Raw genomic sequence first — 18,993 nt, forward strand, 5'->3', positions numbered from 1 at the left:
CTCGCGTTCGTCGGCTCACAGCCACAGGTCGAGGTCGGTGGCCTCGTCGTGCGAGCGCTCCAGCGGCTCGGCGAACGCGCGGAGGTGACACTCCCCGGCCCACACGGTCGCCGAGTCGAGGTGGCCCGCGAGCGCCTGCCCGCTCGGCCGCGAGAGGACGGCGTGCGTGTGCGCGAAGGTCTCGCCTTCGAGGAGCGAGACGTTACCCACGCAGGCGGCCACCTCCAGCGGCTCGTCGAACGTGACCGACCGGTACTCGGTGTCTTCCTGGTCGTAGAACCAGACGTCCGCGTCCTGGACCGCGCCGAGCGCCGTGAACCAGCCGGCCTCGACGTCTTCCTCGCGGGCGAGCGACTCGATCTCCTCGCGCCAGTCGGCGCCCGTCTCGAACCGCGCGACGTACTCCGCCGTGGGTTCGACCTTGCGATGGTACATAGAGTCTCCCCACGACTGCCGGGATGAAAAAGGCTTCAGTCGGAGCGACGGGGATGTCGTACCGAATTCTATATAGCGTCATGAGGTTTATTTTCGCGTCGGCACGGGCGGACGGTGGCGCATCTCAGACTACAGAATCAGGCGATAGAGACGATTCTTCCGGCAAAACGGCCGATTTCGATGGCAGTGGCTCGTCGAACCGAGAATATAGAAGAACGGAGCGGCGTCGGCTACCTCAGAACGGCGCCTGCGGGCCTTCGTCGTCGCCGCCGTCGTCGGTGGTCTCCCCGGGGAAGGAGGGGGACATGCCGCCGCCGCTGCTCGTACCGCCGAGGTCGCCGTCGGCGCCCGAGTCCATGCCGGTGTCGGCGTGGACCGTCTCGATTTCGGGGATCTCCTTGACCATCCGGGACTTGATCGCCTGGATCGTCATCGGAGAGATGCCGCAGCCGGAACACGCGCCGCCGAGCTGGATCGTGACCTCGCCCGTCTCGCGGTCAAGGTGGTTGATCGCGGCGCTTCCGCCGTGCATCTGGATCTGCGGGAAGTTGCGCCGCAGGAAGTTCGTGATCCGCTCGCGGAGGTCGTTGTCCGCGTCAGTCGTGTCCGTGCTCATGCTCGCGAGTTGGCGGGCGGCGTGCTTATGCCTTTGGTTCGGGCGGATTCGGGTGGAGCGTTACTCCGGGCGGTCGACGCCGAGCGTCCGGTACAGTTCGGACTCGATCCGCTCGACGTACTCGTCGAGCGCCTCCTCGAACGTGTCGTCGTCGACCGGAACGGCGCCGCGGATCCGCTCGCGCGGGTTCTCCGGGAGTTCGACGCGGAAGGCACCGTCCTCGTAGAACGGTTCCGACTCGTTGAGCACGGTCTGGTCGATACCGTGGATCAGCTCCGAGTCGTACCGGTCGTTCATCTGGTTGAACGCGTTCTTGTACGCCCGCTGGAGCTCCTGAAAGTAGTTGGCGTACTTGTCCTCGAACTTCTCCGGGTCGAACTCGTTTGCCATGTCGCGAACCACGGCTCGGCGGGAAAAAAGCCGGTCGATCGGCGGCGAAACGCCGGCACGGACGGGAACGGAGCGGTGTGCCGTCACAGCGGGGAGCCCATAGTGAGTCCAGTAATAAATCGTATAACGCGATATAGAATTGCGCAGGCAGCGCCAGCGGAGTCCGAGGTGACTCCAGAAGGGCAGCGCTCCCGTCGTCCGCGGTCGTGAGTTAGTGGGGACTGGCGAATGCGAACGGCAGGCTCGACGAGCGGCGAGCGAGGGAGGAAGGGAGGACGGCGGAACCGGAGAGAACGGCGTCGAATCGGAGAGGAACCGCGAGCGACGCGTTACTCGAGGTCGAAGCGGTCGAGCGTCATGACCTCGCTCCACGCCTCGACGAAGTCCTCGACGAACTTCGCGTCGTCGCTCGCGTACACGTCCGCGATGGTGCGGAGTCGCGCGTTCGAGCCGAAGACGAGGTCGGCACGCGTCGCCTCCCACCGGACCTCACCGGTGTCGCGGTCGCGAATCTCGTAGACGTCCTGGTCGTCGGTGACCGCGTCCCACTCGTACCGCATGTCGAGCAGGTTCGCGAAGAAGTCGTTGGAGAGCGTGCCGGGCTCGTCGGTGAAGACCCCGCGGTCGGAGTCGCCGTAGGTCGCGCCCAGCGCGCGCAGGCCGCCGGCCAGCACCGTCATCTCGGCGGCGGTCAGCCCGAGTAGGTCAGCCTTGTCGACCATGAGGTCCTCGACGGCCTCGTCCGTGTCGCCGAGGTAGTTCCGGAAGCCGTCGGCGTCGGGTTCGAGCGCCTCGAACGACTCGGCGTCCGTCTGCTCGGGCGTGGCGTCGACGCGGCCGGGTTCGAACGGGACCTCGACGTCGTGGCCCGCGTCGGCCGCGGCCTGCTCGACGGCGGCGCTGCCGCCCAGCACGATGAGGTCGGCGAGCGAGACGCGCACGTCGTCGTCGCGCGACTCGTTGAACGACGCCTGAACGGCTTCGAGCGTCGAGAGGACGGTCTCCATCTGGTCGGGCTCGTTGGCCTCCCAGCTCCGCTGCGGTTCGAGGCGGATGCGGGCGCCGTTGGCGCCGCCGCGCTTGTCGCTGTCGCGGTAGGTGGACGCCGCCGCCCACGCGGTCTTGACGAGCTCGTCGACCGACAGCTCCGAATCGAGGAGCTCGGCTTTGAGCTCGGCGACCTCGTCGTCGCCGATGACTTCGTAGTCGGCCTCCGGCAGGGGGTCCTGCCAGATCATCGTCTCCTCCGGGACCTCGGGACCGAGGAAGCGCTCCGGCGGGCCCATGTCACGGTGGAGGAGCTTGTACCACGCCCTCGCGAAGGCGTCCTGGAACTCGTCGGGGTCCTCGCTGAACTCCTCTAACACCGCCCGGAAGTCCTCGTCGCGCTTCAACGCGACGTCCGTCGTGAGCATCATCACGTCTTCTTCGTCGTCCGGGTCGGCGACGCCGGGAGCGGCGTCGTCGAGTTCGTCGTTCTTCGTGGTCCACTGCCAGGCGCCGCCGGGGCCCTTCTCGGGGACCCACTCGTGGCCGAGCAGGTTGTCGACGTAGCTCGTGTCCCAGACGGTCGGCGTGGCGTTCCACGGTCCCTCGATGCCGCTGGTGATCGCGTCGGGACCCTTCCCCTCGCCGAACTCGTTGTCCCAGCCGAGGCCCTGGAGGTCGATTGGAGCGTCCTCGGGCTCGGGGCCGAGGTTGTCGCCGGAGTCGGCGCCGTGGACCTTCCCGAACGTGTGGCCGCCGGCGATGAGGGCGACGGTCTCCTTGTCGTCCATCGCCATGCGGCTGAACGACTGCCGGATGTTCTTCGCGGAGCCTTCGAGGTCCGGCTCGCCGTTCGGCCCCTCGGGGTTCACGTAAATGAGGCCCATCACGGTGTTGCCGAGCGGGTCCTTGAGATCGCCCTCCTCGTCGAAGCGGTCTGGGGAGGTCGTCTCGAACTCGCTCTCGGGACCCCAGTCGACGGCGTCGTCGCCCTTGAAGTCGTCCTCGCGACCGCCCGCGAAGCCGAAGGTCTCGAAGCCCATCGACTCGAGCGCGACGTTCCCGGTGAGCACGATGAGGTCGGCCCACGAGAGCTTGCGCCCGTACTTCGTCTTCACCGGCTCCAGCAGCCGGCGGGCCTTGTCGAGGTTCACGTTGTCGGGCCAACTGCTGATCGGGGGAAGCCGCTGGTGACCGCCGGCCGCGCCGCCGCGGCCGTCCGTGGAGCGGTACGTCCCGGCCGCGTGCCACGTCATTCGGATGAACAGCGGGCCGTAGGTGCCGTAGTCGGCCGGCCACCACTCCTTCGAGTCCGTCAGGACCGCTTCGATGTCCGCCTTCACTTCGTCGAGATCAAGCTCCGCAAACTCCGCCGCGTAGTCGAACTCATCGTCGTAGGGGCTGACGTTAGCGGCGTTCTGATCGAGAATCTCCAACTCCAACTGGTCCGGCCACCAGTCTCGGGTGTTGCTAGCCATCGAAAAGGCGTCCGCCCTCTCCGCTGATAATATTGTCTAATTCGGGAAGAGAATAATCATTATAACGGAGTATCTATCAAAATAATGAAGTTCTATTTACCGATCTACGAAACCGGTCCCGCGGCCCGCGATGGCACCGGCCGGAGTAGAGAGTTCGGCAGACGGTAGTCGAAAGCAGGGTTCGAACGAACGGTTCGAGAGCGGTCGTGTGTCGATACCTCGAGAAGCGGGCACCCCGGATGGAGGGCCTCCAACGATCGGAACGCCCGCAGTGACCGAGAGTCCCGAGCGGTTCGGGGAGCCCTCAGCGGTTCAGCGTGTGTATCGCCTGTCCGCGCGCGTTCTCCGCGGCCTCCATCACGGCCTCCGCGAGCGTCGGGTGAGTGTGGACGGTCGCGGCGACGTCCCCGAGGGTCGCGCCCATCTCGACCGCGAGCGCGACCTCGGCGATCAGCTCCGAGGCCTCCGGCCCGACGATCTGTCCGCCGAGGACGAAGCCGGTCTCCTCGTCGGCGACGATCCGGACGAAACCGTCCGTGTGACCGGTCGTCATCGCTCGGCCGGAGGCGTTGAACGGCATCTCGCCGACTGCGGGCTCGAAGCCGGCCTCTTCGGCCTCGCTTTCGGTCATGCCGACCGTGCCGATCACGGGATCGGTGAACACCGCCGCGGGGACCGCCTGCCGGTCGAGCGCAGCCGGTTCGCCCGCGATCACCTCCGCGGCGACGATCCCCTCGTTGGAGGCCGCGTGCGCGAGCATCGGGTCGCCGGCGACGTCGCCGACGGCGTGGATGCCGTCGACCGCGGTCCGCGTGCGGTCGTCCGTCTCGATGAACCCGCGGTCGTCCGTCTCGATCCCGGCATTCTCGAGGTCGAGCCCGTCGGTGACCGGCTGCCGGCCGACCGCGACGAGGATCTTGTCGGCCGGGTACGACGCCTCCTCACCTCCTTCGGTCTCGGTGTGGAGGAGGTAGCCGCCGTCGCCGCCCTCCGACCACCCGCTCGCGCCCTCGCCGAACCGGAACTCGACGCCGAGCTCCTCCGCCCGCGTGCGGACGATCCGCTTCACGTCGTCCTCGTACGGGTCGAGGATGTCGTCGAGCATCTCGACGACCGTCACGTCGGCGCCGAGCTTGGCGTAGGTGGTCGCCAGCTCCATGCCGATGTAGCCGCCGCCGACGACCGCGAGCCGGTCGGGGACGGTCTCGGCGTCGAGCGCGTCCGCCGAGCTCCAGACGTGATCGTCTGCGAAGTCGAACCCGGGAATCCGGATCGGTCGCGAGCCGGTCGAGACGATCGCGTGTTCGAACTCGATCGACTCCGACCCCTGCCCGTCGCCGCCGTGAGCGACGCGGACGGTGTGGTCGTTGGCGAACGACGCCGTTCCCTCGACGAGGTTCACGCCGTTGGCCTTACAGAGCTTCTCGACGCCGCTCGTGAGTTGATCGACGACGCCGTCCTTCCACTCGATCATCTTCCCCATGTCGACGGCGGGGTCCGCGTGGACCCCCATGAACTCCGCGTTGCCGGCCTCGTGGGCGAGCCCGCTCCCCGTGATCAGCGCCTTCGAGGGGATACAGCCGCGGTTGAGACAGGCGCCGCCGTAGGCGTCCTTCTCGACCAGCGTCGTGTCGAGCCCCTCCTGTGCGGCGCGGATGGCGGCGACGTAGCCGCCCGGTCCGGCGCCGATGACCAGTACCTCCGTTCCCGTGGTGACATCTCCGACGACCATTATTCGTTGAGTAGTAGCAGCGGGTGTTCTAAGTGTTCCATGACGGTGTTCGCGAACTCGGCCGCGACCGCACCGTCGACGACTCGGTGGTCGATCGACAGAGAGAGCGGGAGCGTCGGCGCGGGCACGACCTCGCTGCCGTCGTCGCCGTCGCGCACGACGGGGCGTTCCTCGATGGCGCCCAGCCCCAGGATCGCGGTCTCCGGGTAGTTGATGATCGGCGTGGCGTACTCGCCGCCGATGGCGCCGAAGTTGGTGATGCTGAAGGTGCCGCCCTTCATCTCCGCGGGTTTGAGCTTGCGCTCTCGGGCGCGGGAGGCGAGGTCCCTGACCTCCTCGGCCAGTTCGAAGAGGCCCTTCTCGTCGACGTCCTCGACGACGGGAACCATCAGTCCGGCGTCGGTCGCGACGGCGATCCCGAGGTTGTACTCGCCTTTGAGAACGATCTCCTCCTCGTCCTCGCGGAGTTCGCTGTTGAGGTAGGGGTACTCTTTCAGCCCCGCGACGATGGCCTTCATGACGAACGGCATGTACGTGAGCTTCACGCCCGCCGCCTCCGCCTTGGGCTTCAGCTCTTCGCGGGCCTCCACGAGCGCGTCGACCTCGGCGGTGTCGTGGTGCGTGACGTGGGGCGCCGTGAACTTCGACCGCTCCATCTGCTTCCCGATGGTGCGACGCACGCCCCGGTAGGGGACGGTCTCGTCGCCTCCGGCGGTCTCGGCGGCGGCAGGCTCGCCGGTCGCGTCGGGGGCGGAGCCCGCGTCGACGTCCGTCGGTTCCGGCTCGGGCGTCGACTCGGCCGGCGATTCCAGCGCGTCCGCGTACGCGGTGACGGCGTCGGCCGTGACGAACGCCTCGCCGTCGCGGGTCTCGTCGGTCGGCACGTCGTCGAGGTCGACACCGCGCTCGCGGGCGACCTTCCGCGTCGCGGGCGTCGCGAGCGTCGTCTCGCGGCCCGCGGGGTCCGGCGCGCTCGCGGCGGACGCGGCCTCGGATCCGCCCGCGTCCGTCGCGTCGGCGCTCCCTCGTTTGCTGACCGCGGACTTGCGCTCGCCCGCGTCGGTGTCGGTCGGCGTCGGGGCGGGCCGCGGGTCGGGGGCGTCGCTCGAACCGCCCTCCGCGTGCGCCCGGACGTCCGCCTCGCTGACGCGACCGCCGGGGCCGCTCCCGTCGACGGCCGCGACGTCGACCCCGAGTTCGCGGGCGAGGCGGCGGGCCGACGGCGGCGCGAACGTCCGACCGCTCGGCGTGTCGGGCTCGGCGTCCGTCGGCTCCGTGCCGTCCTCGGTGGCTGCTTCGGGCTCCGCGTCGGCTGTGTCGGGAGCGCCCTCGTCGGCGGCCGTCTCGCTCGCGGCGGCGGCGCTCTCGCCGTCGTCGGCCGCGGTGGCGTCTTCGCCGCCGTCCTCGTCCACGCGGAACGAGATGATCACGTCGCCGACGGGGACCATCTGTCCCTCCTCGACGAACAGCTCCTCGACGGTCCCGTCGTAGCTCGACGGCACCTCGACGAGCGCCTTGTCCGTCTCGACCTCGGCGACGGGCTGGTCCTCCTCGACGCGGTCGCCGGGAGCGACCAGCCAGGAGACCAGTTCGCCCTCGGCGACGCCCTCGCCCACGTCCGGCAGTTTGAACTCCTTGATCGTCATCTGTCGGTCACCTCTGGGGCCACGCGTCGGTCCTCGGCGGTCATGGGTGTATCTCCGACGGCCATGTTAAAATTCGACCGCCTCCAGGATGCCGTCCTCGATGCGCGCCGCGGACGGGAGGTAGTAGTCCTCCAGCGCGTACAGCGGGTACGGCACGTCGAACCCGGTGACCCGCCCGATCGGTGCCTCCTGGTACAACAGCGCCTCCTCCTGGAGGATCGCCGTGATTTCGCCCGCGAGCCCGCCCGTCTTGGGCGCCTCGTGGACGACCACCGCGCGGCCGGTCTTCTTGAACGACTCGACGACCGCCTCGCGGTCGAGCGGCGATATCGTTCGGAGGTCGACGACCTCGCAGTCGATCCCCTCCTCGGCGAGCGTCTCGGCCGCCTCCAGCGTGGGGCGTGTCATCGCGCCGTAGGTGAACACGGCGACGTCGTCGCCCTCGCGGCGGGTAACCGCCTCGCCGAGCGGGACGGTGTACGGCTCTTCGGGCACCGCCTCGCGGAACGCCCGGTAGATGAGCTTCGGTTCGAGGAAGATCACCGGGTCGGGGTCGCGGATCGACGCCGCGAGCAGCCCCTTCGCGTCGTGCGGCGTCGAGGGGATGACCACCTTCAGCCCCGCCTCGTGGGCGTAGAACGCCTCCTTCGACTCGGAGTGGTGTTCGGGCGCGCGAATTCCCCCGCCGTAGGGGGCACGCAGCGTCATCGGGAGGGTGAACCGCCCGCGACTGCGGGCGCGGAACCGCGCCATGTGGGAGACGATCTGGTCGAATCCGGGGTACATGAACCCGGAGAACTGAATCTCCGGGACCGGTCGCATCCCCATCGCGGCCATGCCGACCGCGGTGCCGACGATGCCCGACTCGGCCAGCGGCGTGTCGATCACGCGGTCGCCGCCGAACTCGTCGAACAGCCCCTCCGTCGCCCGGAAGACGCCGCCGTTCTTGCCGACGTCTTGGCCCATCACGACGACGTCGTCGTCCTCGTGTAGTTCGGTCTGTAGTCCGTCGCGCACCGCCTGTACCAGCGTGAGATTCTGTGTGTCAGTCATTCAATCCTCCAAGAACGCCGCGTCGCCCCGTTCGTCGCGCAGCGCGGCGAGTTCGTCGTACTGTCGCTCCAACTCGGCCGGAATCTCCGCGTAGGCGTGTTCGAACAGCGCCCGCGGGTCGGGGCGGGCCATCGACTCCGCCGCGTCGATGGCGTCCGCGACCTGCGTTTCGACCGACGACTCGATCTCCGCGATCCGCTCGTCGTCGAGGACGCCCTCGTCCCGCAGGTACGACTCCAGGCGGTCGATCGGGTCCTTTCGCTTCCACCGCTCGACCTCGTCGTCGTCGCGGTAGACCGTCGGGTCGTCGGCGGTCGTGTGCGCGCCGAAACGGTACTGGACCGCCTCGATGAGGGTCGGTCGCGGTCGGTCGGTCTCCGAGTCGCGAGCCTTCTCCAAGGCCGCTTTCGTGACGCTGTAGACGGCGAGCGGGTCCATCCCGTCGATCTGGACGCCGTCGATGCCGTACGCCTCGGCCTTCTGTGCCAGCGTCGCGCTCGCGGTCTGCCGCTCGCGCGGGACGGAGATGGCCCACTGGTTGTTGTTACAGAAGAAGACGGTCGGCGTGTCGAAGACGCCCGCGAAGTTGAGCCCCTCGTGGAAGTCGCCCTCGCTCGTCGCGCCGTCGCCGAAGTAGCAGATGAAGGCGTCGTCTCGGCCGCGGAGCTTCGAGGCCCACGCGGCGCCAGTGGCGTGGGGCACCTGCGACGCGATGGGGACGGCGACGGGGAAGACGTTCACGTCCGGCGGCGCGTTGTTGCCGTCCTCGTGGCCCATCCAGTAGAGGAGCGTCTGTTTCAGCGGGAGCCCGTGGACCAGCGCGGCCCCGTGTTCGCGGTACGACGGGACCATCCAGTCGTCCTCGTCGAGCGCGTACGCGGAGCCGATCTGAGCGCCCTCCTGCCCGGAGAGCGGGGGGTACGTCCCCATCCGGCCCTGTCGTTGGAGGCTCACCGCGCGGCCGTCGAAGTGACGCGCCAACCGCATGTGTCTGTACATCTCGACGAGCGACTCGTCGTCGAGGTCGGGGAGATCACCGACGACCTCGCCGTCCTCGTCGAGGACGCGAACCGTCTCGTCGTACGCCCTGTCGAACACGGTCACGGACGAACCCACCTTCGCATGTCCGATCCGTCCACCGCCCGGGTAATATTGTTTTCGTAAATAATTTAGTATAATCAGAAATAGTGGGTTAGCGCTGAGAAACCGTCCATCAGACGGGGAGAGAATCGGACATTTCTGAACAAACTCCGAGCAGTCCGGCAATATTTTCGCCGACATGTGCGTTTCGCGGGTTAGTAACGGACGAACAGGAAGGTTTTCGCGCGAGGGTTCGACCGCGGGGACCGCAGGCGACGGGCGGCGGCGCGGCTGAACGGGCGGGGGTACGGCGAGAGTGAGTGAGTCGGAACGTCGTTATCCGAGCCGGAACGACGGCTCGTCGGCGTCGCCGTCCAAGTCCTCCAGCTGGATCACCTCTTCGTCGTCGTCGTCGAGCTGCTCGCGGAGGTGGTTGACGTACCGCTTGTGCTCTTCGAGCTGCTCGCGGAGGTGTTCGGCCTCGAGCTCCAGCCGCTCGTGTTCGCGGACGAAGCTCTTCGGGACCTCGATCTTCGGGGGGAACGACTCGCCGCCGTCGTCCATGCGGTCCAACTCGGCCTCCGGAACGGCTCGGACCTGACCGTCGTGGGCAACGAGCGTGTCCACGTAATCCCGGAAGACCGCCGACAGCGAGATGTCTCGCTCCTCGGCGATGTCGCGGAGGGCTTCGAACGCGTCCTCGTTGACGCGGAACGAGATCGTCTTGTTCTTGTTGCCCATCAGCGGAACGTTGGTCCCGCAGATCACTTAAGCGTTTGTCAGACGGTAGCAAGAAATGCGATCGCGTGCGAGAGCCGGGACGCGCCGGCGCCGTCAGGGTTCCGGCGTGCCGGCCGGGTCGGGTCCGTCGGCGGCGTCGTCGCCCGCGAGTTCGTCGCCGCTCTCGTCGAGGTCCTCCAACGCCGAGAGCGCGGCGGCCTTGTACGTCTCGGGGTCGAGGTCGTACTCCTCGCGCGCCATGCGCGCGTACTCGTTGCCCTCGTCGTCGAACGCGGCGACGCGCTCGACGGTCCGATGGGCGGTCTCCGCGACCCAGCGATCGCGGGTGGCGGCGTCGACCTCGGTGATCGACTCGGGGCGGACGGAGACCCGGACCGTGCCGTCGTCGGCCTCGTAGGTCCGGGGTTTCCCCACGACTGCGACGTAGGCCGGGGGCTCCATGTCCCGGAGTTTGGAAGCGGCTTCCGGCTGGTACTGCCCGGCGTACACGAAGAACGTGCCCGTCGGGTCGACGATGCGGCCGCGCCAGTACTCGCTGTCCTCGCCGACGTCTTCCTTCTCGGTGAGCGTGCCCACGAAGAACACGCGGTTCGAGGACTCGCCGGTCGGTAACAGCGCGTAGACGGGGGCGCGCTCGTCGTCGGACTCGGTGAACGTGTAGCCGGCGTCGTTGAACTCGTTCGCGAACACGCGCCGGGCGACCTCTCGGGTGGGTGCTGACTGGCTCATTCAGATCGACCTCGCTTCGATCAGCGCGCTCTCAACGTCGACGGTTCCGGGGTCCTCCATCTCGTCGACCAGGACGTACCGCCCGAACGTCGGGCCGGTGACGCGGTAGTAGCGCCCGAGCACGTCGTCGCCCATCTCCTCGGCGACGACGGTGGTGTCGAGCGCGTCCATCGCCATGTCCTTGGCCTCCTCTAAGCCCATACCGGTGAGCTTCTCGGTGGCCTCGCGGTCGAAGATGACCTCGGTGACGGTCTCGCCGTCGTCGAGGACGCCTTTGATCCGCAGGTCGAACTCGCCCTCGACCTGGCCGTGCTCGGAGCAGCGGCCGTTCTGGAGGACGCGCGTACAGTCGTCCTCGGGGCAGCGCTTGATGAGTCCGGAGCCGGACTGGATGTCGACGAGGGCGCCTTCGACGGTGTCGGCGTTGTCGCCGACCTCGATCTCCTCGTCGACCTCGGTGATGCCGGTCGTCCGGTTCAGCTTCACCGAGTAGCTCCCCTCGTACTCGTCGGTGACGACGTTCGTCAGTTCGTACGCCTGCCCCTCCGTCAGGTCGGGGAGGTCGGAGGTCTCGAAGGCGACGAACTTGATCGTGCCCGACTCGTCGCCGACGAGTCCGACCTGTGAGATGGAGTCGCTGCGGGGCTCCCAGAGGTCGACCAGTTTCACGCGCAGGTCGACCCACTGTTCGTCCTCGTCGATCTCGTTGACGAGGACGGACTCGCTGCCGCCGCGGCCGAGTTCGTCCCGCTCCATCCCGGCGTCTTCGAGGTAGCTGTTGGTGACGCTCCGGCGGGCCTCGTCGAGCGGCACGCGGTACTCGTCGACGAGCGTCGCCAGCCGTTCCTCGACGTCGTCGGGATCGACGTCTACGTGGTCCGAGAACTGTTCCGCTATCGCTTCCGCTTCCTGTCGCAGTTCGCTCATGGGGTGTCTCCGCCTCCGGTCTTGTTTCGGTGGGAGGCGTACGGTGGTTGGTTCCTCACCGTATTAAAACGACGGTGACCGCGGTGAAAGTGGATCAAAACCGTCGTCTGAGGGCGTCAGAACAGGGTTCTCTCGATCCGCGGAGATCCGACGACGCAGCGGCGTCGACCGCGTCAGACGCTCGTCAGCCACACGCGGGCTTCGTTTCGAGTGGAACGATCACACGGGTCGCAGCCGCACGAGACGAGGGCTCGACGAGAGCAACGGACCGATCCGATGACGCGTGCCTGCGAGTGGCCGCCGGAGGCGGCCGCAAGGAGCACGCGCGAGGTCGTCGGGCTTCGCCCGACTGCCAGAGGCGCGTCGCGCCTCGCTGTCGCCGGCGCTACGCGCCGGCTGCCAGAGGGACCTTCGGTCCCTCGCTGGAGTCGGCGGCGACCGAAGGGAGCCGTCGACGAGGCCGGGGAGGCGTGAGGTGCGGTGCGGTTGCGGTCGGGTGGGGCTTCGGCAGTCGTGTCCGCAGCGGCAGCTACCTCGTATCGAGCGGTCGGGGCTCCGGCGGCGTTCGTGCCAGTCACAAAACCATCCGAGTAGAACCGACCGGTCGAACCGTCAACGCCTCAGTCCGCGTCGGGGAACGGCACGTCGATCAGGTCGCCGTCGTCGGGCAGCAGGCACTCCCCGTCGAACTCCTCGCGGGCGTCCCGCCGGATCGGGCGTGCGTCCGCCGCGTACCGCGAGGAGATGTGGACTAAGGCGAGCCGTTTCGCGTTCGCGCGCGCCGCGATCGACCCCGCCTCGCGGCCGGTCGAGTGGGCCGTCTCGCGGGCGCGGTCGGCCATGTCGTCGGCGAAGGTGGCGTCGTGGATCAGCAGGTCCGCGTTCTCGGCCGCCTCCACGGTCCGCTCTCTCGGGCGCGTGTCGGCGGTGTACACCAGTTTGCGACCGGGACGCGGCGGGCCGACCACCCGTTCGGGCTCGACGACCGTCCCGTCCTCCGCCTCGACCGCCTCGCCCTCGTGGAGGCGGCCGAATTTCGGCCCGACGGGAACGCCGAGCTCCTCGGCTTTCGGGCGGTCGAACCGCCCCGGTCGATCGTCCTCCGCCAGGACGTAGCCCTGTGATTTGGTCCGGTGTTCCGTCTCGAAGGCGCGCACGGCGTAGTCGTCGGCCTCGTGGGCGACCTCGCCGGGCGCGACGGGGTCGATCCGGACCGGGAAGGCGGGGTCGTGTCCGGCGGCGCGGACCAGATCCCGGAGACGGTCGCCGGTCCCCGGCGGACAGTGGATCGTGAGCGGGTCGGTGCGGTCGTTGAACCCGAGCGTCTGGACGAGTCCGGGGAGGCCGAGGACGTGGTCGCCGTGGAGGTGCGAGACGAACACGCGGTCGACGGCGAAGCCGGTCCCGCTGCGCATCATCTCGCGCTGGGTACCCTCGCCGCAGTCGAAGAGGAAGCGGTCGCCCTCGCGGTTGACGAAGACGGCGCTCGCCGCGCGTTCGACGGTCGGAACGGCGCCGCCCGTCCCGAGGAACGTGACGCGAAGAGACATGTCCACTCGTCGGAGCGGCGGTTGTAAACCGGTGTCGATGCGGCCGGACGGGAGACGAGCGTTCGACGCCGCGGCCGACACCCACATCCGTCCGGCCGCCCGAAGGCGGCCATGCGAGAACCGATCGCCGCCTTGGTCCGACAGGAGGGCTGGCGCGCCGAGGGCGCGGCGGCCCGCGTCCACTACGAGGGGGCACGCGAGCAGTTCGCGGTGGAGTTCTACGCCGAGACGGAGCGCACCCTCTACTGGACCGTCCCGACCGAGGACGACGAGGCCGGCACGGCCGCGCCGATCCCGCGCGAGCGCGTCCCCGATCCGCTCAGGCGTCGCGTCCGGGGGGACCTCGAAGCCGCCGGTATCGACCCCGCGATCGAGCGGCGCGACCTCTGACGCCGCGAATCGAAGGCGGGCGACGAGGGTTCCGACGCCGCGGGTCGGCGGCGAACAGTGCCGGTCTCGACGCCGCGGGGGCCCGCAGTCACCGCGCCTGCCGATCGAGACCGGTCGAACGGCCACGACCGGTCTCTCGCCCGCGGCCGTCGAGGGCGGGATCGCCCGAATGGGGGCGTGTTACCGGCGTTTTCTGCCGATGTATTTCGGTTCGAAGGAAACCTATTTGCCGCCCTGTCGGATACGTTCGTGTGATGAGTGGCGTCGAATGGGAAGAAGACGACCCCTTCGAGGAGCAGCGGGACAAGATCGACAATCCGATGAAGCGGCTGTTCGTTGAGTACGGCCGCGACTACGTCCCGCAGGTGACGGTGGGAGTCTTCGCGAGCGTCTTCGCGCGCCTGCTCGATCTCCTGCCGCCGTTGATGCTCGGGATCGCCATCGACGCCGTGTTCTACGAGGACGCGCTGTTCAGCGAGCAGATCCCGCTCGTGGTCCTCCCGGACGCGTGGCTTCCGACGGGACAGACGGAGCAGTTCTGGTTCACAATCGCGGTCATCGGCGGGGCGTTCGGCATCGGGGCGGGGTTCCACTGGATCCGCAACTGGGGGTTCAACGCGTTCGCCCAGAACATCCAACACGACGTCCGGACGGACACCTACGACAAGATGCAGCGGCTCAACATGGAGTTCTTCTCCGACAAGCAGACCGGGGAGATGATGTCCATCCTCTCGAACGACGTGAACCGGCTCGAACGGTTCTTAAACGACGGGATGAACTCCCTGTTCCGGCTGTCGGTGATGGTGGTCGGTATCGGCGTGCTCCTGTTCTGGATCAACTGGCAGCTCGCCTTAGTCGCGCTGCTGCCCGTCCCGATCATCGCGGGCTTCACCTACCTGTTCATCAGGATCATCCAGCCGAAGTACGCCGAGGTGCGCTCGTCGGTCGGGAAGATGAACTCCCGGTTGGAGAACAACCTCGGCGGCATCCAGGTGATCAAGTCGTCGAACACGGAGCCGTACGAGTCCGACCGCGTCGACGACGTCTCGATGGACTACTTCGACGCCAACTGGGACGCGATCACCACCCGGATCAAGTTCTTCCCGGCGCTCCGCGTGCTCGCCGGTATCGGCTTCGTGCTCACGTTCGTCGTGGGAGGGCTCTGGGTGTTCCAGGACGCGCCGCCGGGGCCGTTCACGGGTGACCTCTCGGTCGGGATGTTCGTCGTGTTCATCCTCTACACGCAGCGGTTCATCTGGCCGATGGCGCAGTTCGGACAAATAATTAACATGTACCAGCGCGCCCGCGCCTCCTCCGCGCGGATCTTCGGGCTGATGGACGAGCCGTCTCGGCTCGCAGAGGACCCCGGCGCCGAGGACCTGGCCGTCGGCGAGGGCGACGTGGTCTACGACGACGTCTCCTTCGGCTACGGCGAGGAGACGATCGTCGAGGACGTCGACTTCTCCGTCGAGGGCGGCGAGACGCTCGCCCTCGTGGGACCGACCGGCGCCGGGAAGTCCACCGTCCTCAAACTGCTGCTCCGGATGTACGACGTCGACGAAGGGTCGATCGAGATCGACGGCCAGAACGTCCGGGACGTGACGCTCAAGTCGCTTCGCCGGTCGATCGGCTACGTCGGCCAGTCGTCGTACCTGTTCTACGGCACCGTCCGCGAGAACATCACGTACGGCACCTTCGACGCGACCGACGAGGAGGTTCGCGAGGCGGCCGAGGCCGCCGAGGCCCACGACTTCATCGAGAACCTGCCCGACGGCTACGACACGATGGTGGGCGAACGCGGCGTGAAGCTCTCCGGCGGGCAGCGCCAGCGCGTCACCATCGCGCGGGCCGTGCTCAAAGACCCCGACATCCTCATCCTAGACGAGGCGACCTCGGACGTGGACACGGAGACGGAGATGCTGATCCAGCGCTCGCTCGACCGACTCACCGCCGACCGGACGACGTTCGCGATCGCCCACCGGCTCTCGACTATCAAGGACGCGGACACGATCCTCGTGTTGGAGGGCGGCGAGATCGCCGAGCGCGGCACCCACGACGAACTGCTCAGTAACGACGGGCTGTACGCGCACCTCTGGGGCGTTCAGGCGGGCGAGATCGACGAGCTACCACAGGAGTTCATCGACCGGGCGCAAGAGCGCACGGCGCGGATCGCCGAAGAGGCCGAGAGCGGCGACGACGACTGACGGAGCCGCGCGACGGCCGCCTCACCGCCGGAGGCGGGTCCAGTCGTCCGCGGCCTTCGTCGACGGGTCCGGTATCGACCCGTCGCGCGTACTGAGGACCGAGAGGACCGCGTCACGGACCTCCCGCGGCTCCCGGAACCGCGTCGCTTCACACCCTTCGAGCAGGCCGCCGAACCGCTCGCTCGCGGTCGGCGTCTCCACGGCGGCGGCGCCGTACTGTTCCCGGAGTTCCGCCGTCGTCACCGGATAGCGGTGTTCGCGGAGCGCCCGCTTCAGCGGGCCGAACGTCACGGCGGAAGCCGGGTCGTCCCCCTCCAGATCGTGGTCCGCGTTGTCACTGCTCATATGACCGCGATCCACGAGGAACGGCATAATACCCCGGGAGCGGAGCCGACGAAGGCCGGCGTCGGCCGCTCGCGGCCCGAGCGACGCGAGCGACGCGGACGCGCTCGACCGACCCGGACCGATGCGACCGACCCGGACGAACCGGATCGGTGCGAGGTCGGCGACGACCGCCGGCTATACGACGCCGGCCGCCGAGGTGTGGGTATGCGCCTCAGCGAGGCCGCCTGGACCGACGTGCGCGACGCCGACGTCGACGTCGCGTTCCTCCCGGTCGGCAGCACGGAACAGCACGGGCCGCACGCGCCGCTGGGTACCGACACGCTGAACGCCGTCGCGGTCGCCGAGGCCGGCGCCGAGGCGTACGAGAACGGAGACGCAGCGTCGGCCGACGCCGCCGACTCCCCGGGCGCCGTCGCGGTCGCGCCGCCGATACCGGTCGGGGTCGCCGAGGAACACCGCGCGTTCGACGGGACGATGTGGGTCTCGCCGGAGACCTTCCGGGCGTACGTCCGGGAGTCGGCCGAGTCGCTGGTCGCCCACGGGGTCGACCGCGTCGTGTTCGTCAACGGGCACGGCGGAAACGTCGAGGCGCTCGCCGAGGTCGCCCGGCGGTTCTCGCGCGACCCCGACCACGACGGGTACGGCGTCGCGTTCACGTGGTTCGAGGCGGTCGGCGACCACGGGAGCGACATGGGCCACGCGGGGCCGCTGGAGACGGCGCTGTTGCGCGCGACGAACCCCGAGTTGGTCCGCGAGGAACGCGTCGACGGGGCGAGCGCGGGCGCCGCCGACCGGTGGGGCGAGTGGGTCTCGGGCGTGAACCTCGCGCACGACTCCGACGAGTTCACCGACAACGGCGTCGTCGGCGACCCGCGCGACGGCGACGCCGCACGCGGCACGGAGCTGCTCGACCGCGCGAGCGGGGCGCTCGCGGAGCTGGCGGCGGCCGTCGTCGAGCGGAAATCGGCGTGAGAAGGGCTGTGAGGGCTACTCGTCGTCGTCCGCCGCGTCCTGAAGCGCGCCGCGGATCGCCGGGACCGTTCCGGTGAGCGAGGCCACGTCGTCGGCGGCGCTCTGGATGTCGCCGACGAGCGATTCGAGCTCCTCGATCTCCGCTTCGAGGTCCTCGGCGTCGTCGAAGGCGTCGGCGCGCTCGCCGAGGACGTACGCCTTCTTCGCCGAGCGCACGCTGTCGAGCGCGTCGCCGGCGTCGAGCGCGGACTTCAGTCCGTTGAGCGCGCCGAGGACGTTGTCCGCGTCCGTCTCCCACACGGCGTCCGGATCCGGGAGTTGCTCGCGCGCCGCCGCGAGGTGCTCTTCGACCTCCGCGCGAGTCTCCTCGGCGGCCTCGCCGAACAGGTCGTCGTCGTCGAACGTGGACTGGGCCATGTCCGAACCGTCGTGCCCGCACCTTTTAAAAACGCGCCCGAAAGCGGAAGTGAAACCGCCGGGGAGGGCGCGGCAGTCGTCCGATCGAGGGCGCATCGCGTTCAGTTTCGGTTCGGGCGGACGCAGCTCAGAGTCGGACGAGCAGCTCCGCGGTGACCAACAGCACGAAAAGCGTGAGCGCGCCGACGAGAACGGCGATGGTTCGGAGCCGAGCGAACACCGCGTTCGCGTCGGGTGTCGCCGCGAGGAGCGCCGGGCGGTCGCCGCGGCCTGGCTCGGGTGCGCCGGTGTCGGCGTCACCGTCGGAGGCGGGGTCGGGTTGGGCGTCGGCGTCGAGGTCGTGACCGGGTCTCGGCACGGGCGGGCGTTCGACTCCAGTGACGGTAAAACCGACTATGAGGGGTCGATACCGCTATGGACGGCTCCGTAACTCAGGCGCGGTTCCACGGGGCCTCCTCGAAGTCGACGACCCGCTCGCCGCGGTCGAGCGCGTCGATTCGGGCGATCTGGTCCGCCGTCAGGTCGATCTCGCGGGCGGCCCAGTTGTCCGCGACGTGCCCGAAGTCGGCCGCCTTCGGGATCGGCGCGACGCGCTCTTTCGAGAGCAGCCACGCGAGGCTCACCTGGGCGGGCGTCGCGTCGTGCGCGGCGGCGATCTCCCGGAGCGCGTCCACGTCGGCGACGCGGTTGCGCGCGATCGGCGAGTACGCGACGAGCCAGTGGCCGTCGTCGACGGCGTACTCGCGGAGCGTCTCCTGTTGTAAGAGCGGGTGACACTCCACCTGGTGGGCGAACACGTCGTGGTCGAGGCGGTCGATCGCCTCGTCGAGCTGGTCCGGCCGGAAGTTCGAGAGCCCGATCCGGTCGATCACGCCGTCGTCCACGAGGTCGTCGAGCGCGGGCAGCGTCTCCGCGGGGTCGTAGCTGTTGATCGGCCAGTGGACGTACAGCAGGTCGATCGAGTCGACGCCGAGACGGTCGCGACTCACCCGGGCGGTCGCGGTCGCGTCGTCGTACGAGAGGTTGTCCGTCGAGAGCTTCGTCGCGACGAAGAGCTCCTCGCGGTCGACGTCGGTGTCGTCGATCCCCGCCGACACCGACGCCTCGTTGTCGTACCCCTGCGCAGTGTCGATATGACGGTAGCCGGTCTCGATCGCGTGGGTGACGCCGGAGACACACTCCTCGCCGTCGGCCAGCTTGTACGTCCCGTACCCGAGCCTGTCGAATGCGTCGGCCATGCCGAAGGGTTCCGACGGCCGGGGCAAAAATCCGCCCGTTCGCGCGGGCGAGCTTGGTGGACC

At 68.6% G+C, this 18,993-nt stretch carries 19 protein-coding genes; 3 read left to right on the forward strand and 16 right to left on the reverse strand.

Features of this window, described 5'->3' with window-relative positions:
- Positions 1–15: 15 nt before the first annotated feature.
- From ABDZ89_RS12565 to rnz, 12 genes are all read right to left on the reverse strand, one after another.
- Positions 16–435: a PPC domain-containing DNA-binding protein gene (locus ABDZ89_RS12565; protein WP_343779604.1), complete on the reverse strand. Its 420-nt coding sequence runs from the start codon at positions 433–435 to the stop codon at positions 16–18.
- 235 nt (positions 436–670) lie between these two features.
- Positions 671–1,051, reverse strand: coding sequence for a NifU family protein (locus ABDZ89_RS12570; protein WP_343779607.1), 381 nt, complete (start codon positions 1,049–1,051; stop codon positions 671–673).
- Between the two features lie 60 nt (positions 1,052–1,111).
- Positions 1,112–1,441, reverse strand: a complete 330-nt coding sequence (locus tag ABDZ89_RS12575) for a DUF5783 family protein (RefSeq protein ID WP_343779609.1) — start codon at positions 1,439–1,441, stop codon at positions 1,112–1,114.
- Positions 1,442–1,770: 329 nt separating this feature from the next.
- Positions 1,771–3,906 carry a catalase/peroxidase HPI gene (gene katG / locus ABDZ89_RS12580; RefSeq protein WP_343779611.1) on the reverse strand — a complete coding sequence of 712 codons (2,136 nt, stop codon included), beginning with the start codon at positions 3,904–3,906 and terminating at the stop codon, positions 1,771–1,773.
- A gap of 304 nt (positions 3,907–4,210) precedes the next feature.
- Complete coding sequence (gene lpdA, locus ABDZ89_RS12585; protein WP_343779613.1) at positions 4,211–5,638, reverse strand: dihydrolipoyl dehydrogenase; 1,428 nt, start codon at positions 5,636–5,638, stop codon at positions 4,211–4,213.
- Entirely contained in the window at positions 5,638–7,284 is a 1,647-nt protein-coding gene (locus ABDZ89_RS12590; RefSeq protein ID WP_343779615.1) for a 2-oxo acid dehydrogenase subunit E2, read from the reverse strand. The genes lpdA and ABDZ89_RS12590 overlap by 1 nt, the downstream gene beginning before the upstream one ends.
- A gap of 66 nt (positions 7,285–7,350) precedes the next feature.
- Positions 7,351–8,337: an alpha-ketoacid dehydrogenase subunit beta gene (locus tag ABDZ89_RS12595; RefSeq protein WP_343779617.1), complete on the reverse strand. Its 987-nt coding sequence runs from the start codon at positions 8,335–8,337 to the stop codon at positions 7,351–7,353.
- Positions 8,338–9,441 carry a pyruvate dehydrogenase (acetyl-transferring) E1 component subunit alpha gene (gene pdhA, locus ABDZ89_RS12600; protein WP_343779619.1) on the reverse strand — a complete coding sequence of 368 codons (1,104 nt, stop codon included), beginning with the start codon at positions 9,439–9,441 and terminating at the stop codon, positions 8,338–8,340. It abuts the gene before it with no gap.
- A gap of 312 nt (positions 9,442–9,753) precedes the next feature.
- Positions 9,754–10,158, reverse strand: coding sequence for a DUF8146 domain-containing protein (locus ABDZ89_RS12605; protein ID WP_343779621.1), 405 nt, complete (start codon positions 10,156–10,158; stop codon positions 9,754–9,756).
- 93 nt (positions 10,159–10,251) lie between these two features.
- Positions 10,252–10,887 carry an RPA family protein gene (locus ABDZ89_RS12610; RefSeq protein ID WP_343779624.1) on the reverse strand — a complete coding sequence of 212 codons (636 nt, stop codon included), beginning with the start codon at positions 10,885–10,887 and terminating at the stop codon, positions 10,252–10,254.
- Positions 10,888–11,814: a replication factor A gene (locus tag ABDZ89_RS12615; RefSeq protein WP_343779626.1), complete on the reverse strand. Its 927-nt coding sequence runs from the start codon at positions 11,812–11,814 to the stop codon at positions 10,888–10,890.
- Between the two features lie 620 nt (positions 11,815–12,434).
- On the reverse strand, positions 12,435–13,364 hold the full coding sequence (gene rnz, locus ABDZ89_RS12620; RefSeq protein ID WP_343779627.1) for a ribonuclease Z: 930 nt from the start codon (positions 13,362–13,364) through the stop codon (positions 12,435–12,437).
- Positions 13,365–13,475: 111 nt separating this feature from the next.
- Between rnz and ABDZ89_RS12625 the strand changes: the two genes are divergently transcribed.
- Together ABDZ89_RS12625 and ABDZ89_RS12630 are read left to right on the forward strand one after the other, a co-directional pair.
- On the forward strand, positions 13,476–13,754 hold the full coding sequence (locus ABDZ89_RS12625; RefSeq protein WP_343779629.1) for a DUF7538 family protein: 279 nt from the start codon (positions 13,476–13,478) through the stop codon (positions 13,752–13,754).
- 254 nt (positions 13,755–14,008) lie between these two features.
- Entirely contained in the window at positions 14,009–15,958 is a 1,950-nt protein-coding gene (locus ABDZ89_RS12630) for an ABC transporter ATP-binding protein (RefSeq protein WP_343779631.1), read from the forward strand.
- A gap of 21 nt (positions 15,959–15,979) precedes the next feature.
- Here the strand turns inward: ABDZ89_RS12630 and ABDZ89_RS12635 are convergent, their stop codons facing one another.
- Positions 15,980–16,303 (reverse strand): DUF5789 family protein, encoded by a 324-nt coding sequence (locus tag ABDZ89_RS12635; protein ID WP_343779633.1) that lies wholly within the window; start codon positions 16,301–16,303, stop codon positions 15,980–15,982.
- 204 nt (positions 16,304–16,507) lie between these two features.
- Here ABDZ89_RS12635 and ABDZ89_RS12640 point away from each other — a divergent pair, with 204 nt between their 5' ends.
- Positions 16,508–17,275, forward strand: coding sequence for a creatininase family protein (locus tag ABDZ89_RS12640; RefSeq protein WP_343779635.1), 768 nt, complete (start codon positions 16,508–16,510; stop codon positions 17,273–17,275).
- A 15-nt stretch (positions 17,276–17,290) separates the two neighbouring features.
- On the opposite strand, the gene ABDZ89_RS12645 is transcribed toward ABDZ89_RS12640, so the two are convergent.
- The 3 genes from ABDZ89_RS12645 to ABDZ89_RS12655 all read right to left on the reverse strand — a co-directional run bounded on the left by ABDZ89_RS12645 (position 17,291) and on the right by ABDZ89_RS12655 (position 18,930).
- Positions 17,291–17,692, reverse strand: a complete 402-nt coding sequence (locus ABDZ89_RS12645; protein ID WP_343779637.1) for a DUF5790 family protein — start codon at positions 17,690–17,692, stop codon at positions 17,291–17,293.
- Positions 17,693–17,819: 127 nt separating this feature from the next.
- The gene (locus ABDZ89_RS12650) at positions 17,820–18,050 is read right to left on the reverse strand and encodes a hypothetical protein (protein WP_343779639.1); all 231 of its coding nucleotides are present in this window, start codon (positions 18,048–18,050) and stop codon (positions 17,820–17,822) included.
- A 73-nt stretch (positions 18,051–18,123) separates the two neighbouring features.
- The gene (locus tag ABDZ89_RS12655; protein ID WP_343779641.1) at positions 18,124–18,930 is read right to left on the reverse strand and encodes an aldo/keto reductase; all 807 of its coding nucleotides are present in this window, start codon (positions 18,928–18,930) and stop codon (positions 18,124–18,126) included.
- Positions 18,931–18,993: the final 63 nt, after the last annotated feature.

The organism is Halorubrum ejinorense (assembly GCF_039522565.1).
Taxonomy (GTDB): Archaea; Halobacteriota; Halobacteria; order Halobacteriales; family Haloferacaceae; genus Halorubrum; species Halorubrum ejinorense.

What these genes read in the sequence shown, in the direction of transcription:
- ABDZ89_RS12565 (WP_343779604.1), bottom strand. Translation starts at nt 435, where the DNA reads ATGTACCATCGCAAGGTCGAACCCACGGCGGAGTACGTCGCGCGGTTC.
- ABDZ89_RS12570 (WP_343779607.1), bottom strand. Translation starts at nt 1,051, where the DNA reads ATGAGCACGGACACGACTGACGCGGACAACGACCTCCGCGAGCGGATC.
- ABDZ89_RS12575 (WP_343779609.1), bottom strand. Translation starts at nt 1,441, where the DNA reads ATGGCAAACGAGTTCGACCCGGAGAAGTTCGAGGACAAGTACGCCAAC.
- katG (WP_343779611.1), bottom strand. Translation starts at nt 3,906, where the DNA reads ATGGCTAGCAACACCCGAGACTGGTGGCCGGACCAGTTGGAGTTGGAG.
- lpdA (WP_343779613.1), bottom strand. Translation starts at nt 5,638, where the DNA reads ATGGTCGTCGGAGATGTCACCACGGGAACGGAGGTACTGGTCATCGGC.
- ABDZ89_RS12590 (WP_343779615.1), bottom strand. Translation starts at nt 7,284, where the DNA reads ATGACGATCAAGGAGTTCAAACTGCCGGACGTGGGCGAGGGCGTCGCC.
- ABDZ89_RS12595 (WP_343779617.1), bottom strand. Translation starts at nt 8,337, where the DNA reads ATGACTGACACACAGAATCTCACGCTGGTACAGGCGGTGCGCGACGGA.
- ABDZ89_RS12605 (WP_343779621.1), bottom strand. Translation starts at nt 10,158, where the DNA reads ATGGGCAACAAGAACAAGACGATCTCGTTCCGCGTCAACGAGGACGCG.
- ABDZ89_RS12610 (WP_343779624.1), bottom strand. Translation starts at nt 10,887, where the DNA reads ATGAGCCAGTCAGCACCCACCCGAGAGGTCGCCCGGCGCGTGTTCGCG.
- ABDZ89_RS12615 (WP_343779626.1), bottom strand. Translation starts at nt 11,814, where the DNA reads ATGAGCGAACTGCGACAGGAAGCGGAAGCGATAGCGGAACAGTTCTCG.
- rnz (WP_343779627.1), bottom strand. Translation starts at nt 13,364, where the DNA reads ATGTCTCTTCGCGTCACGTTCCTCGGGACGGGCGGCGCCGTTCCGACC.
- ABDZ89_RS12625 (WP_343779629.1), top strand. Translation starts at nt 13,476, where the DNA reads ATGCGAGAACCGATCGCCGCCTTGGTCCGACAGGAGGGCTGGCGCGCC.
- ABDZ89_RS12630 (WP_343779631.1), top strand. Translation starts at nt 14,009, where the DNA reads ATGAGTGGCGTCGAATGGGAAGAAGACGACCCCTTCGAGGAGCAGCGG.
- ABDZ89_RS12635 (WP_343779633.1), bottom strand. Translation starts at nt 16,303, where the DNA reads ATGAGCAGTGACAACGCGGACCACGATCTGGAGGGGGACGACCCGGCT.
- ABDZ89_RS12640 (WP_343779635.1), top strand. Translation starts at nt 16,508, where the DNA reads ATGCGCCTCAGCGAGGCCGCCTGGACCGACGTGCGCGACGCCGACGTC.
- ABDZ89_RS12645 (WP_343779637.1), bottom strand. Translation starts at nt 17,692, where the DNA reads ATGGCCCAGTCCACGTTCGACGACGACGACCTGTTCGGCGAGGCCGCC.
- ABDZ89_RS12655 (WP_343779641.1), bottom strand. Translation starts at nt 18,930, where the DNA reads ATGGCCGACGCATTCGACAGGCTCGGGTACGGGACGTACAAGCTGGCC.